General features: G+C 61.2%; 15 protein-coding genes. 8 read left to right on the forward strand and 7 right to left on the reverse strand.

Translation table 11 applies throughout. The features are described 5' to 3' along the window. Positions 1-200, forward strand: a 200-nt coding sequence (locus tag ACF8Q6_RS06000; protein ID WP_392498476.1) for a 4Fe-4S dicluster-binding protein, incomplete at its 5' end; no start/stop codon positions are given. Positions 201-299: 99 nt separating this feature from the next. Here ACF8Q6_RS06000 and ACF8Q6_RS06005 read toward each other — a convergent pair. Next, entirely contained in the window at positions 300-887 is a 588-nt protein-coding gene (locus tag ACF8Q6_RS06005; protein ID WP_392490731.1) for a TIGR00730 family Rossman fold protein, read from the reverse strand. Positions 888-1,236: 349 nt separating this feature from the next. Between ACF8Q6_RS06005 and azu the strand changes: the two genes are divergently transcribed. Next, on the forward strand, positions 1,237-1,686 hold the full coding sequence (azu, locus tag ACF8Q6_RS06010; RefSeq protein ID WP_003249580.1) for an azurin: 450 nt from the start codon (positions 1,237-1,239) through the stop codon (positions 1,684-1,686). 66 nt (positions 1,687-1,752) lie between these two features. Here azu and nadE read toward each other — a convergent pair whose 3' ends face one another. Both nadE and pncB read right to left on the reverse strand, forming a co-directional pair. After that, positions 1,753-2,580, reverse strand: a complete 828-nt coding sequence (gene nadE, locus ACF8Q6_RS06015; protein WP_392490732.1) for an ammonia-dependent NAD(+) synthetase — start codon at positions 2,578-2,580, stop codon at positions 1,753-1,755. A 3-nt stretch (positions 2,581-2,583) separates the two neighbouring features. Further along, on the reverse strand, positions 2,584-3,789 hold the full coding sequence (gene pncB, locus ACF8Q6_RS06020; RefSeq protein WP_012053848.1) for a nicotinate phosphoribosyltransferase: 1,206 nt from the start codon (positions 3,787-3,789) through the stop codon (positions 2,584-2,586). A gap of 512 nt (positions 3,790-4,301) precedes the next feature. Here pncB and ACF8Q6_RS06025 point away from each other — a divergent pair. The 5 genes from ACF8Q6_RS06025 to ACF8Q6_RS06045 all read left to right on the forward strand — a co-directional run bounded on the left by ACF8Q6_RS06025 (position 4,302) and on the right by ACF8Q6_RS06045 (position 9,396). Next, the gene (locus tag ACF8Q6_RS06025; RefSeq protein ID WP_003249588.1) at positions 4,302-5,438 is read left to right on the forward strand and encodes a branched-chain amino acid ABC transporter substrate-binding protein; all 1,137 of its coding nucleotides are present in this window, start codon (positions 4,302-4,304) and stop codon (positions 5,436-5,438) included. Between the two features lie 154 nt (positions 5,439-5,592). Next, positions 5,593-6,507: a branched-chain amino acid ABC transporter permease gene (locus ACF8Q6_RS06030; protein ID WP_003249590.1), complete on the forward strand. Its 915-nt coding sequence runs from the start codon at positions 5,593-5,595 to the stop codon at positions 6,505-6,507. Between the two features lie 2 nt (positions 6,508-6,509). Further along, a complete protein-coding gene (livM, locus tag ACF8Q6_RS06035) occupies positions 6,510-7,811 on the forward strand; it encodes a high-affinity branched-chain amino acid ABC transporter permease LivM (RefSeq protein ID WP_392490733.1) in 1,302 nt (433 codons plus the stop codon). Beyond that, the gene (locus ACF8Q6_RS06040; RefSeq protein WP_392490734.1) at positions 7,808-8,683 is read left to right on the forward strand and encodes an ATP-binding cassette domain-containing protein; all 876 of its coding nucleotides are present in this window, start codon (positions 7,808-7,810) and stop codon (positions 8,681-8,683) included. Before livM ends, ACF8Q6_RS06040 begins: the two co-directional genes overlap by 4 nt. Beyond that, entirely contained in the window at positions 8,680-9,396 is a 717-nt protein-coding gene (locus ACF8Q6_RS06045; protein ID WP_004576969.1) for an ABC transporter ATP-binding protein, read from the forward strand. The genes ACF8Q6_RS06040 and ACF8Q6_RS06045 overlap by 4 nt, the downstream gene beginning before the upstream one ends. An 82-nt stretch (positions 9,397-9,478) precedes the next feature. On the opposite strand, the gene ACF8Q6_RS06050 is transcribed toward ACF8Q6_RS06045, so the two are convergent. Then, positions 9,479-9,964: a hypothetical protein gene (locus tag ACF8Q6_RS06050; RefSeq protein ID WP_392490735.1), complete on the reverse strand. Its 486-nt coding sequence runs from the start codon at positions 9,962-9,964 to the stop codon at positions 9,479-9,481. 25 nt (positions 9,965-9,989) lie between these two features. Between ACF8Q6_RS06050 and ACF8Q6_RS06055 the strand changes: the two genes are divergently transcribed. Beyond that, the gene (locus ACF8Q6_RS06055) at positions 9,990-10,754 is read left to right on the forward strand and encodes an SDR family oxidoreductase (RefSeq protein WP_003249597.1); all 765 of its coding nucleotides are present in this window, start codon (positions 9,990-9,992) and stop codon (positions 10,752-10,754) included. 49 nt (positions 10,755-10,803) lie between these two features. Here ACF8Q6_RS06055 and ACF8Q6_RS06060 read toward each other — a convergent pair whose 3' ends face one another. The 3 genes from ACF8Q6_RS06060 to ACF8Q6_RS06070 all read right to left on the reverse strand — a co-directional run bounded on the left by ACF8Q6_RS06060 (position 10,804) and on the right by ACF8Q6_RS06070 (position 12,946). After that, entirely contained in the window at positions 10,804-11,052 is a 249-nt protein-coding gene (locus tag ACF8Q6_RS06060; protein ID WP_010955465.1) for a hypothetical protein, read from the reverse strand. 105 nt (positions 11,053-11,157) lie between these two features. Further along, complete coding sequence (locus tag ACF8Q6_RS06065) at positions 11,158-12,258, reverse strand: AGE family epimerase/isomerase (RefSeq protein WP_392490736.1); 1,101 nt, start codon at positions 12,256-12,258, stop codon at positions 11,158-11,160. Between the two features lie 52 nt (positions 12,259-12,310). Further along, on the reverse strand, positions 12,311-12,946 hold the full coding sequence (locus tag ACF8Q6_RS06070; RefSeq protein WP_003249603.1) for a TetR family transcriptional regulator: 636 nt from the start codon (positions 12,944-12,946) through the stop codon (positions 12,311-12,313). Positions 12,947-12,954: the final 8 nt, after the last annotated feature.

Here is a 12,954-nt window from a genome sequence, read left to right on the forward strand (position 1 = left end):
ATGCCGGTTCACGGCGCCAGCCCGATCCCCCGCAAGATCACGCTGGTCACCGTGTGATCGAAGAGGAGTGCGTAGGCTGCAACCTGTGCCAGATCACCTGCCCGGTGGAAAACTGCATCGAAATGGAGGCACAGGACACCGGCAAGCCGTACCTGAACTGGACGCAGGATCCGCGTAACCCCTACCGTGAGGCCAGTTGAAGCGGGTCACCGCTCTCACTCCAGATTCTAATCCCCCATCAAGACACAAGCGGCCTTGTGTCGCGAAAGGACCGCGAAGCGGTCCCAAAAGTCTCAGCTTCAATCAGGCTGCTTGTCGACCCACTTCGGCGCCACCGGCGCGATGAAACGGTCCATCCCGTCCAGCAGCTCGTTCGGCTGCTGCCCCAGCAGTAACATCGCCCGGTGTTGCGGGCGCACGAAGCCTTCTTCGACGATATGGTCGAGGAACCCGCCCAGCTTGTCGTAGAAACCGTTCACATCCAGTAGCCCGAGTGGCTTGGCGTGATAGCCCAGCTGCCCCCAGGTCCACACTTCGAACAGTTCCTCCAGCGTACCCAGCCCTCCCGGCAAGGCAATGAAGGCATCGCTCAGCTCGGCCATGCGGGCCTTGCGCGCATGCATGCCATCCACCACTTCCAGGCGGGTCAGGCCTTTGTGGCCGACTTCAGCGTCCAGCAGGCTCTGTGGAATGATCCCGACCACTTCGCCGCCGGCCGCCATGGCCGCGTCGGCCACCACGCCCATCAAGCCGACCGCGCCACCGCCATACACCAGGGTCAAGCCACGGCGGGCAATGGCCTGGCCTAGCGCGACGGCTGCTTCACGGTAGGCAGGGTTGGCGCCCATGCTGGCGCCGCAGAACACACAAACGGAACGTACGGGCATTGCTCATCTCCTGTCACTCAGGCGCACAGGGTACGGCGCATGCCCGTCGCTTCCAAGGCCGGGTTCATTCTGGTCGGGAGAATTCGCAGATGGCTCCTGTGGCGCCGTGGGCGTAGGCAGCGAGCAGGCTATTGAGGAAGTTGGAGATGGGCATTTGGTATTGCTCCTAAATGAGAGGTTGTCCCATCGTCTAATAAAAGGGCATGATGTGCCCTTAGATTGGTTGTATACAATCCATTGAACAATTCTACTGGCTGACCGCTTGACACCCCCTTGACCCATATCAGCAAGGGGCTGAACGGTTTCAGGCAGTCTCGCAATTGATAAAACCCTGCCAAGGAGATTCATGATGTTTGCGAAAGCTGTAGCGGTATCCCTGCTGACCCTCGCCAGCGCTTCTGTCTTCGCCGCCGAGTGCTCGGTCACTGTCGACTCGACTGACCAGATGTCCTACACCAGCAAGGAATTCACTGTCGACAAGAGCTGCAAGGAATTCACCGTCAAACTGACCCACTCCGGCAACCTGCCGAAGAACGTCATGGGCCACAACCTGGTGATCAGCAAGACTGCCGACATGCAGGCCATTGCCACCGAAGGCATGAGCCAGGGTCTGGATAAGGACTACCTGAAGGCTGACAACGCCGCGATCATCGCCCACACCAAGATGATCGGCGCGCCTGAGAAAGAAACCGAAGTGAAGTTCGACACTTCCAAGCTGGAAGCCGGTGGTGACTACAGCTTCTTCTGCACCTTCCCGGGCCACATCTCGATGATGAAAGGCAAGGTCATCGTCAAGTAATCAAAGGCTGACGGCGAACCCTGTTGGAGCGGGTGAACCCGCTCCTACAGGTCTTTCTATCGCCTATCAAGGAGCGAACGGCAGTTCGCGCTTGTGCTGGGTCTTGCGGTAGGTGGCGACGATGATGTCGAACGCTGCCTGGTCAACCGGCTGCCCATGCAGGAAGGCATCGATCTGCGCGTAGGTCACGCCATGTGACGCCTCGTCCGGCTTGCCCGGCTCCAGGTCTTCCAGGTCGGCCGTTGGCACCTTTTCCACCAGTGACTCCGGCGCACCGAAGCTGCGCGCAATCGCCCGCACCTGATTCTTCACCAGCCCACTCAACGGCGCCAGGTCGCAGGCACCATCACCAAACTTGGTAAAGAAGCCCATCACCGCCTCGGCGGCGTGGTCGGTTCCGATCACCAGACCTGCGCGGGCGCCAGCGATGGTGTACTGGGCGACCATCCGGGTACGTGCCTTGACGTTGCCAACCACGAAGTCCACCAACGTCGGCGAGCCATTCTTCAGCGCCGCCACTTCAGCTGCCAATGCACGCACTGCCGGGGCGATATCCACCGTGTGAACTTCATCTGCCTTGATCACATCCAGGCATGCCTGGGCGTCATGCTCGTCATGCTGTACCTGGTACGGCAGGCGCACGGCAATGAACGTGTAGGCCTTGTCGCCGTTCTCGGCGCGCAGCTCGTTGATGGCGCGCTGGGCGAGCAGGGCGGCAGTCAGTGAGTCGACGCCACCGCTGATGCCCAGCACCAAAGTCTTGAGTCGAGCATTGGCCAGACAGTCCTTGATGAACGCCACCCGTCGGGCGACTTCGGCCTCGAGCGCTGCCGCGTTGGCGAACGGCGGCTGTACCTTCAGCGCCTGGGCAATCTCTTGCTGAACCGCTTGCATGGGTTACTCCTTGCTGGGGACTTTGAATACGTGACGCATGTAGGCGACGAAGTTCTCGTCGCGGCACTGGGTCTTGGCGGCTTCGTCAGAGATCTTGGCCACCGGCGCGCCGTTGCAGTCGGTCATTTTAAGCACGATGCTCATGGGTGCCACACCAGGGATGTCGCAGGTCAGGTTGGTGCCAATGCCAAAGCTGACGTTGATGCGGCCGCGCAGGGCGCGGAAAATTTCCAGCGAGCGGGTCAGGTTGAGGCCGTCGGAAAACACCAAGGTCTTGGTCATCGGGTCGATACCCAGTTTCTGGTAATGGGCAATGGCCTTTTCCGCCCAGGCTACCGGCTCGCCCGAATCATGGCGCAGGCCGTCGAACAGCTTGGCGAAGTACAGGTCGAAATCGCCGAGGAAGGCATCCATGGTGATGCAGTCGGTCAGGGCGATGCCGAGCAAGCCGCGGTACTCGCGTACCCAGCAGTCCAGCGCGGCGATCTGGCTGTCGATCAGCCGGGGGCCGAGCTGCTGGTGGGCCATGATCCACTCGTGGGCCATGGTGCCCAGTGGTTTGATATCCAGTTTCCATGCCAGGTCGACGTTGCTGGTGCCGACAAAACGGCCGGGGAAGTCGTCGCGCAGCACCCTTACCACTTCCTCCTGCACGCGGCTGGAAAAGCGCCGGCGGGTGCCGAAGTCGGCCACCTGCAGTTCGGCCAGCTCGTCGTCGCTGGCATGTGCACGCAGCCAGTCAAACTTGCGGTACAACTGATCCCGCGCCTCGGCCAGGCGCATGTGCGGGTGCAGATTGCGGTTGCGTACTTCACTGATGATGGCCAGCAGCGGCACTTCGAACAGGATCACATGCAGCCACGGACCTTTCAGGCGCAGGAACAGCTGGTCGTTTTCGATGCCGACGTGCACGTAACGCAGGTTGAAGCGGAACAGTCGCAGAAAGCGTAAAAAGTCGGGCTTGAGGAAGCTGATGCGTTCGAGGAAGGCCAGCTGGCCATCGTCCAGGGTGAGGTCGCCAAGCCGTTCGAGCTGATTGCGAATTTCGCCGAGGTAGGGGCGCAGATCCTCACCGTTGCGGCAGCGGAATTCCCATTCGACGTCGGCGTCCGGGTAGTTGTGCAGCACGCCCTGCATCATGGTGAGTTTGTAGAAGTCGGTGTCGAGCAAGTTGTGCACGATGCGCTCGGCGAATGCGCTTTCGCTCATCAAGGGGGCTCCGGAAGCGGCGATTGGCGGACATTGTGCCAGCCTTTTCCACCTTGTGTGGCTGTTGTGGCCTCTTCGCGGGCAAGCCCGCCCCTACACGGTGCGGGGACTTGCTCCTGTGGTAGGAGCGGGCGTGCCCGCGAAGAGGCCGAAACAGCCAAAACAGAGGTGTTTTTCCGTGCACCAGCTAGCCTTGAAACGGTGCCGCCTGTAGCAGTCGCGCACCAGCGGTGTGCAGTTCGGTGACGTCCGCTGTTACAGGGCGGTTGCACGTAAACACTTGCCAGGGTTGCAATGATGGCACTCGACGGTTGCTCCTTGTCTGTACGTGTGGTGGCGCCTGCCGCGTGGCAGACGGTTGCACGCTCAATAAAGAAAAGGCCGCCCGTCGCCTACAGGCACCCTGCACAGTGTGTTTTCCCGGAAGACAAAACCGATGGCACGGCCCTTGCTCTGAGCACAGGGCTGAGTAGTTGTAGTGCCAACCAAAAAAACTCTAGGAGCACCACCTCATGTCGCAGACGTTTTACAAGAAAGGTTTCCTGGCTCTGGCCGTAGCTACGGCACTGGGTGTTTCTTCGTATGTTCAGGCCGACGTCAAGATCGGTGTAGCGGGCCCAATGACCGGTGCCAACGCAGCGTTTGGCGAGCAGTACATGAAAGGTGCGCAGGCAGCGGCCGACAAGATCAACGCCGCCGGTGGCGTGAATGGCGAGAAAATCGTCCTGGTCAAAGGCGATGACGCCTGTGAGCCGAAGCAAGCCGTGGCCGTGGCCAACCGACTGGTCGACCAGGACAAGGTGATCGGCGTAGTGGGCCACTTCTGTTCCTCCAACACGATCCCGGCGTCCGAGGTATATGACGAGGCGGGCGTGATCGCCATCACCCCAGGCTCCACCAACCCACAGGTCACGGAGCGCGGCCTGAGCGCCATGTTCCGCATGTGCGGCCGTGACGACCAGCAGGGTATCGTCGCTGGCGACTACATCGTCGACGTGCTCAAGGGCAAGAAGGTCGCGGTGTTGCACGACAAGGACACCTACGGTCAGGGCCTGGCCGACGCGACCAAGGCGCAGCTGGAAAAACGCGGCGTGAAGCCTGTGCTGTACGAAGGCCTGACCCGTGGCGAGAAAGACTTCAGCGCTGTGGTCACCAAGATCCGCTCTACCGGTGCCGACGTGGTCTATTTCGGCGGCCTGCACCCGGAAGCCGGCCCGCTGGTACGCCAGTTGCGCGAGCAGGGCCTGAAGGACGTCAAGTTCATGTCCGATGATGGCATCGTCACCGACGAACTGGTGTCTACCGCCGGCGGCGCGCAATACGTTGACGGCGTGTACATGACCTTCGGTGCCGACCCGCGCCTGCTGCCAGACAGCAAGGCGGTGGTGGAGGAGTTCCGCAAGGCGGGCACCGAACCTGAGGGCTACACCCTGTACGCCTACGCTTCGCTGCAGGCTCTGGCTGCCGCGTTCAATGGCGCGAAGTCGAACAAGGGCGAAGACGCTGCCAAGTGGCTCAAGGCCAACCCGGTGCAGACCGTCATGGGTGAGAAGAAGTGGGACAGCAAGGGCGACCTGACCGTGTCCGACTACGTGGTCTACCAGTGGGACAAGACCGGTAAATACCACCAGCTGGAAAAACAAAAATAACAACGGCCCGCGGCCCGGGCGGTTGCTCGGGCCCAAGCCCCGCGGTACCTGTCTTTATTCGTAGATCTGCACAGTTCTGCGCTGCGAGGGCCCCGCACAGGTGGCCCGCGCCGTGGTCGGCGCTCGTGCAATCTCAATCAGGTGAGATTGCGTTATGGATGGTATTTTCCTGCAGCAACTGGTCAACGGCCTGACCCTCGGGTCGGTCTATGGCCTGATCGCCATCGGCTACACAATGGTCTATGGCATTATCGGCATGATCAACTTCGCGCACGGCGAGGTGTACATGATCTCCGCTTACCTCGCGGCGATCAGCCTGGCATTGCTGGCTTACTTCGGTGTCGAATCGTTCCCCCTGCTGATGCTGGGCACCTTGTTGTTCACCATCGTCGTCACCGGCGTTTATGGTTTCACCATCGAGCGCATCGCCTACAAACCGCTGCGTAACTCCACCCGCCTGGCACCGCTGATCAGTGCCATCGGCATTTCGCTGATCCTGCAGAACTACGCACAGATCAGCCAGGGCGCCCGCCAGCAAGGCGTGCCAACCCTGCTGGAAGGCGCCATGCGTGTCGAAGTCGGGTCCGGCTTCGTGCAACTGACTTATACCAAGATCTTCATCCTGGTGGCGGCCTTTGTCGGCATGGGCCTGCTGACCTACGTGATCAAGTACACCAAGCTAGGCCGCATGTGCCGTGCTACCCAGCAAGACCGCAAGATGGCCTCGATCCTGGGTATCAACACCGACCGGGTAATCTCCTACGTGTTCGTCATCGGTGCAGTGATGGCCGCCCTGGCCGGCGTGCTCATCACCATGAACTACGGCACCTTCGACTTCTACGCCGGCTTCATCATCGGTATCAAGGCGTTCACTGCCGCAGTGCTCGGTGGTATCGGCTCGCTGCCGGGTGCCATGCTCGGCGGGATCATCCTGGGTATTTCCGAGTCGCTGTTTTCAGGCCTGATCAACTCCGACTACAAGGATGTGTTCAGCTTCTCGCTGCTGGTGATGATCCTTATCTTCCGCCCACAAGGCCTGCTGGGTCGCCCGCTCGTGGCTAAGGTGTGAACATGTCCGTTGCCAAAACTGCCTCTCTTAGCGAAACCAAGGGTTTCGACCTTAAACGCAGCCTGCTGGAGACCATTGTCGCTGGCCTGCTGGCACTTATCGTGTTTGGTCCGGTCGTTGGTGTGGTGCTCGACGGCTACACCTTCAATGCCGAGCCGCGCCGCGTAGCCTGGCTGGTCGGCGGTGTGATGGTGGGGCGCTTCCTGCTCAGCCTGTTCCTGCAGACTGCCCCCGGGCAGCGCATGCTCCAGGGCTTCGACAGCGGGGGATCGGGCGTGCATGTGACCGCCCCGGACTACAAGTCGCGCCTGCGTTACATCATCCCTGCGCTGATCGTGATTGCCATCGTCTTCCCGATCTTCGCCAACAAGTACCTGCTGACTGTGGTCATCCTCGGCCTGATCTACGTATTGCTGGGCCTTGGCCTGAACATCGTGGTCGGCCTGGCCGGCCTGCTCGACCTGGGTTACGTGGCGTTCTATGCCATCGGTGCCTACGGCCTGGCGCTGGGTTATCAATACCTGGGGCTGGGCTTCTGGAGCGTGCTGCCGCTGGCGGCCATCGCTGCGGCGCTGGCGGGGTGCATCCTCGGCTTCCCGGTGTTGCGCATGCACGGTGACTACCTGGCGATCGTGACGCTGGGCTTTGGCGAGATCATTCGTCTGGTGCTGAACAACTGGCTATCGTTCACCGGTGGCCCCAACGGCATGCCGGCACCTTCACCCACTTTCTTCGGCCTTGAGTTCGGCCGCCGGGCCAAGGATGGCGGGGTGCCTATCCACGAGTTCTTCGGCTTCGAGTACAACGCCAGCCTCAAGTTCGTGTTCATCTACGCGGTGCTTTTCATGGTCGTGCTGGCAGTGCTGTACATCAAGCATCGCCTGACTCGCATGCCGGTCGGCCGGGCCTGGGAAGCGCTGCGCGAAGACGAGATCGCCTGCCGTTCGATGGGCCTGAACCACGTGCTGGTCAAGCTGTCGGCCTTTACCCTGGGTGCCTCGACTGCCGGTCTGGCCGGGGTGTTTTTCGCCACCTATCAGGGCTTCGTCAACCCGTCGTCATTCACATTCTTCGAGTCGGCGCTGATTCTCGCCATCGTCGTGCTGGGGGGCATGGGCTCGACCGTGGGTGTGGTCATCGCAGCGTTCGTGCTGACCGTGGCGCCGGAACTGCTGCGCAGCTTCTCCGAGTACCGGGTGCTGCTGTTCGGCGTGCTGATGGTGCTGATGATGATCTGGCGACCGCGTGGGCTGATCCGCATCAGCCGTACCGGTGTGACCCCGCGTAAAGGAGTGGCGCCATGAGCAACGATATCATTCTCTCGGTCGACAACCTGATGATGCAGTTCGGTGGCATCAAGGCGCTCAGCGACGTCAGCCTGAAGGTCCGGCGCAACCAGATCTTTGCCCTGATCGGCCCCAACGGCGCCGGCAAGACCACGGTATTCAACTGCCTGACCGGCTTTTACAAGGCCAGTGGCGGGCGCATCGAACTGAACGTGCGCGGCAGCCACACCAACGTCATCCAGCTGCTCGGCGAGCGCTTCCAGGCGGCCGACTTCGTGTCGCCTGCGCGCTTTGCCAACCGTATGTACTACAAGATGTTCGGTGGTACCCACCTGGTCAATCGCGCCGGCCTGGCGCGCACCTTCCAGAACATTCGCCTGTTCAAGGAAATGTCGGTGGTGGAGAACCTGCTGGTGGCCCAGCACATGTGGGTCAACCGGAACTTGCTGGCCGGGGTGCTCAACACCAAGGCCTACCGCAAGGCCGAAAGCGATGCGCTGGACCACGCCTTCTACTGGCTGGAAGTGGTCGATTTGGTCGATTGCGCCAACCGCCTGGCCGGCGAGCTGTCATACGGCCAGCAGCGGCGTCTGGAAATCGCCCGGGCCATGTGCACGCGGCCGAAGATCATCTGCCTGGACGAACCGGCGGCGGGCCTGAACCCGCAGGAAACCGAGGCACTCAGCCGCATGATCCGTGTGCTGCGTGACGAGCACGACATCACTGTGGTGCTGATCGAGCACGACATGGGCATGGTCATGAGCATCTCCGACCATATCGTGGTGCTGGACCACGGCAACGTGATTGCCGAAGGTGCGCCGCAGGACATCCGCCACAACCCGACGGTGATTGCCGCCTACCTGGGTGCAGACGAAGAGGAACTGGTATGAGTGCACCCATTCTCGAGCTGAAAGACCTGGACGTGTTCTATGGGCCGATCCAGGCACTGAAGAAAGTCTCGATGCACATCAACGAGGGCGAGACGGTAAGCCTGATCGGCGCCAACGGTGCCGGCAAGTCGACCCTGCTGATGTCGATTTTCGGCCAGCCGCGCGCGGCATCCGGGCATATCGTGTACCGCGGCACCGATATCACCCGCAAGTCCTCGCACTACATCGCCTCCAACGGCATTGCCCAGTCGCCGGAGGGGCGCCGGGTGTTTCCCGACATGACCGTCGAGGAAAACCTGATGATGGGTACCATCCCCATCGGCGACAAGCATGCCGACGAAGACATGCAGCGCATGTACGAGCTGTTCCCGCGGTTGAAGGAGCGGCGTAACCAGCGGGCCATGACCATGTCGGGTGGCGAGCAGCAAATGCTGGCGATTGCCCGGGCGCTGATGAGCCGGCCGAAGTTGCTGTTGCTGGACGAGCCCTCGCTGGGGCTGGCGCCGATCGTGGTCAAGCAGATTTTCTCGACCCTGCGAGAACTGGCCAAGACCGGGATGACCATCTTCCTGGTGGAGCAGAACGCCAACCATGCGCTGAAACTGTCGGACCGGGCCTATGTGATGGTCAACGGGCAGATTCGCATGACCGGGACCGGGCAGGAACTGTTGGTCAATGAGGAAGTGCGTAACGCTTACCTGGGCGGGCACTGAGTTGTATGCAGGGGCTGCAATGCAGCCCCCTTCTCAATGTGGAAAACTTGTCGTTCCCTTCTTCCGAAACACACCCATATTCCTAGGCAAGCCATTGTTTCCACAGGCCAACTCTTTTCCACGGATAGTGTGGAGCCGCCTGTGGAAAACATGGTGGCATATCGCTCAAGGCCTTGAGTATCAAGCCCTGTAGCGATTTGATCATTTTTTGTTCATATCCCCGTTGTGGATGATTTTCCCATGCTTTCAACATCTCTAGGTGCGCTTCAAGTGCAGTGCCAACCCTGTGGATAACTCTGTGTAAAAACCTTGGACAGACCGCTGCAGGCGGCATGTTTGAAAGCCTTGCGCCATCACCGCCAAGATATCCACCGACCACCACCCGCTGAAAGGGTTCCGTGCGGTGGACAAGTTGCCCCCAATCCGTGGGGAAAGCCTTGTGGATAACATGCGCATACCTGGCGGCGAGCCCTCTGGCGCAAGGGTTTGCAGAATATGAACAAAAAATGAACAGCCCCTGAACGGCTTGCTGCCAAGGCCAGGCGCGGGCATGCTGCAAAACTGCCATGACAACCTACCGTGAGGAACACAGCATGACGTCCACCGTATTCATCACTGGCGCAACTTCCGGTTTTGGCGAGGCCACTGCCCGCCGCTTCGCAGAAGCCGGCTGGAAGCTGGTACTCACTGGGCGCCGCAAAGAGCGCCTGGACGCCCTGTGCGCTGAACTGTCGGCCAAGACCGAAGTGCATGGCCTGGTGCTGGACGTGCGTGACCGCAAAGCCATGGAGCAGGCTATTGCCAATCTGCCGGCCGGCTTTGAAAAGATTCGCGGTCTGGTCAACAACGCCGGCTTGGCGCTGGGTGTGGATGCTGCGCAGAACTGCAGCCTGGACGACTGGGAAACCATGGTCGACACCAACATCAAGGGCCTGATGTACACCACTCGCCTGCTGCTGCCACGGCTCATCGCCCATGGCCGCGGCGCGTCGATCCTGAACGTCGGATCGGTGGCGGGCAACTACCCGTACCCGGGCAGCAACGTGTATGGCGGCACCAAGGCGTTCGTCGGCCAGTTCTCGCTGAGCCTGCGTTGCGACCTGCGCGGTACCGGTGTGCGTGTGAGCAACATCGAGCCGGGTCTGTGCGAGAGCGAGTTCTCGCTGGTGCGCTTCGGGGGTGACCAGGCCAAGTACGATGCTACCTACGCGGGTGCGGAGCCGATCCAGCCACAGGATATTGCCGAGACCATCTTCTGGATCCTCAACCAGCCGGCGCACATCAATATCAACAGCCTGGAACTGATGCCGGTGAGCCAGGACTGGGCAGGGTTCTCGATCGACCGATCAAAAGGCTAAGCATACGCCGCGAACCGGAAAGACCCGGTTCGCGAAACAACCGCATCGCTCAGTTGATATAGCTAAAGCCGGTTCTGCCTTCAGGGATGATGCCTAACGCTTGAAGGACATCGTTGATGGCGTCATGCCGGCCCATGTCCTCGGCCGTTGCCTCGCAATTGATGACACGGCGCAGGCTTAGCAGGTAGCTGAGTTTGCCATGGGAGTGCTCGTCATAGCGGTGGCCGTGATCGATTATCTTCTGTGCCGCTCGGTTGATCTGCTCTTCGACAAATGCCTTGAAGGCTTCTGCTTCCATGTTGGTTACTCCTGAACGTTCGAGAAAGGGGCACCAACATAGGGGTGGGGAGATGCTTCCGGCAGAGGGAAACGCTCACCCCTGACAGGTTCGTTGTATGGACAGTCAGAAGTTCGCCTGATTCAGCCCTTCCAGGCAGGTAGCCAAGTGATAAGGGGTGGTCGATGGCATGTCATCCCTGCTCACCGCGCCGTCACCCCCTCGGCACTCATACCAGCCGGCGTCACGCAGGAACCGCGCTGAAAGGGCGCCCAACTGCCCAGCGAGCTTTGCTTCACTGCCTTCACGCAATGTAAGCGCCCGCAGGTACTCGGCCTGCGCCCAGATACGCTGGGAGGCATCAAGCACCCGGCCATCCACGTTCAGCATTGCCAGCACTGCCGTATTTTTCACCCCGAATTGCTCGGCAAAACCGAAGGCACGGTCTATCGACGCATGCAGCGGCGTGTCACGCAGCAGCGGGGAGGTATGCAGCAGATAGAACCACTCGAATTGGTGGCCCGGCTCGAACCAGTTATCCACAGCCCCGCGTGGCTTTTCCAGCATCAGGCCATGGGCCGGTTCAATGAAATGTGCCTCGAGCGCCTGACACAATTGCAGCAGTGACTGGCGGACATGTTCGTCGCCACGCACAGCCATTACTTGCAGGAACGCTTCGGCCAGGTGCATCTGCGGATTCTGCAGCGGGCCACTGCCGAGGTCGGCCCAGTCTTCTCTGAGGCAGGCTTCGTACAGGCCATCGTCACGGGCGAACTGCTGGTCGATGATGTCCAGCGCGGCATTCAACGTGGACTCCACCAGGTTTTCGCGCACTTTGCCCCAGTAGTGCGCGCAGGCGAACACGATGAAGGCGTGGGTATACAGGTCCTTGCGCCGGTCCAGCGGCTTGCCGTGGGCGTCGATGCTGTAGAACCAGCCCCCGTGCTCGGCATCGTGGAAGTGCTTTTGCAGCGAGCGAAACAGGGCTGCGGCGCGTTCGGCGGCGCCCGGTTGCCCGATACGGCTGCTGAACACATACAGCTGGCGTGCACAGGCCATGGCCCGGTAGCGCTGCACCGGCAACGGATGGTGCTGGGCGTCCAGCGCTTCGTAGGGCAGGGCCATGTCGGCGTTCCAGCCCGGGCCTTGCCACAGCGGCACGATGCGTTCGGCGAAGTGCTGGTTGAAGCGGGCCAGTTCGGGCAGGGTGGGGCGGGGGTCGGACATTTCGGCGCTCGTCGCTGTCGGGCAGGGCGCCATGGTAGCAGAAGTGGGGTTTTCAGTAGCCTGGGTTGCCGAGCCCCTGCCAATGCCGCGCTCCGACAAAGATGAAGCGCAACTGCTGGGTGATCTTTTCCTGGGGCGTCAGGGCCTGTGGATAACCCGCTTCCGGGTTGTCGATAAGCTCGGGCAGGGTGGCGAACACGGTCTTCACCACCAGGTCGGCCATCACCGCAAGCGCGGCGCTGTCCAGGTGTTGCCAGCGCTTCATCCGTGCAAGGTCGGTGGCAAGGTCGTCGCTGATATCCTGGCGCAGGCGGGCAATGGCCTGGCGCACGGCCTGCGCACCGCCGTACTGCTCGCGGGCCAGGAACAGGAACTGCGCGCGGTGGGCGGCGACCACGTCGAGGAAGATGCGCACCGAGGCGTCGGTGATGCCGCCCAGTTCGAATTCGTTCTGGCGCACCAGGCGGATGGTCTGGCGGAAGGTGGTGTCGATTTCGGCGACAAGGGCCAGGCCCAGAGCGTCCATGTCGGAGAAATGCCGATAGAAGCCGGTCGGCACGATGCCAGCTGTCTTCGCCACTTCGCGCAGGCTGATGCTGCCGAAACCACGGCCACTCTCCATGAGCAGGCAGGCGGCATCGAGCAGGGCCTGGCGGGTCTGTAGCTTCTGTTCGGCGCGCGGCAGCATGATGCGGG

The organism is Pseudomonas sp. GLN_2 (genome assembly GCF_043106005.1).
Taxonomy (GTDB): domain Bacteria; phylum Pseudomonadota; class Gammaproteobacteria; order Pseudomonadales; family Pseudomonadaceae; genus Aquipseudomonas; species Aquipseudomonas alloputida.

Coding starts and splice junctions, on each gene's coding strand:
- ACF8Q6_RS06005 (WP_392490731.1), bottom strand. CDS start 887: ATGCCCGTACGTTCCGTTTGTGTGTTCTGCGGCGCCAGCATGGGCGCC.
- azu (WP_003249580.1), top strand. CDS start 1,237: ATGTTTGCGAAAGCTGTAGCGGTATCCCTGCTGACCCTCGCCAGCGCT.
- nadE (WP_392490732.1), bottom strand. CDS start 2,580: ATGCAAGCGGTTCAGCAAGAGATTGCCCAGGCGCTGAAGGTACAGCCG.
- pncB (WP_012053848.1), bottom strand. CDS start 3,789: ATGAGCGAAAGCGCATTCGCCGAGCGCATCGTGCACAACTTGCTCGAC.
- ACF8Q6_RS06025 (WP_003249588.1), top strand. CDS start 4,302: ATGTCGCAGACGTTTTACAAGAAAGGTTTCCTGGCTCTGGCCGTAGCT.
- ACF8Q6_RS06030 (WP_003249590.1), top strand. CDS start 5,593: ATGGATGGTATTTTCCTGCAGCAACTGGTCAACGGCCTGACCCTCGGG.
- livM (WP_392490733.1), top strand. CDS start 6,510: ATGTCCGTTGCCAAAACTGCCTCTCTTAGCGAAACCAAGGGTTTCGAC.
- ACF8Q6_RS06040 (WP_392490734.1), top strand. CDS start 7,808: ATGAGCAACGATATCATTCTCTCGGTCGACAACCTGATGATGCAGTTC.
- ACF8Q6_RS06045 (WP_004576969.1), top strand. CDS start 8,680: ATGAGTGCACCCATTCTCGAGCTGAAAGACCTGGACGTGTTCTATGGG.
- ACF8Q6_RS06050 (WP_392490735.1), bottom strand. CDS start 9,964: ATGGCAGTTTTGCAGCATGCCCGCGCCTGGCCTTGGCAGCAAGCCGTT.
- ACF8Q6_RS06055 (WP_003249597.1), top strand. CDS start 9,990: ATGACGTCCACCGTATTCATCACTGGCGCAACTTCCGGTTTTGGCGAG.
- ACF8Q6_RS06060 (WP_010955465.1), bottom strand. CDS start 11,052: ATGGAAGCAGAAGCCTTCAAGGCATTTGTCGAAGAGCAGATCAACCGA.
- ACF8Q6_RS06065 (WP_392490736.1), bottom strand. CDS start 12,258: ATGTCCGACCCCCGCCCCACCCTGCCCGAACTGGCCCGCTTCAACCAG.
- ACF8Q6_RS06070 (WP_003249603.1), bottom strand. CDS start 12,946: ATGCTGCCGCGCGCCGAACAGAAGCTACAGACCCGCCAGGCCCTGCTC.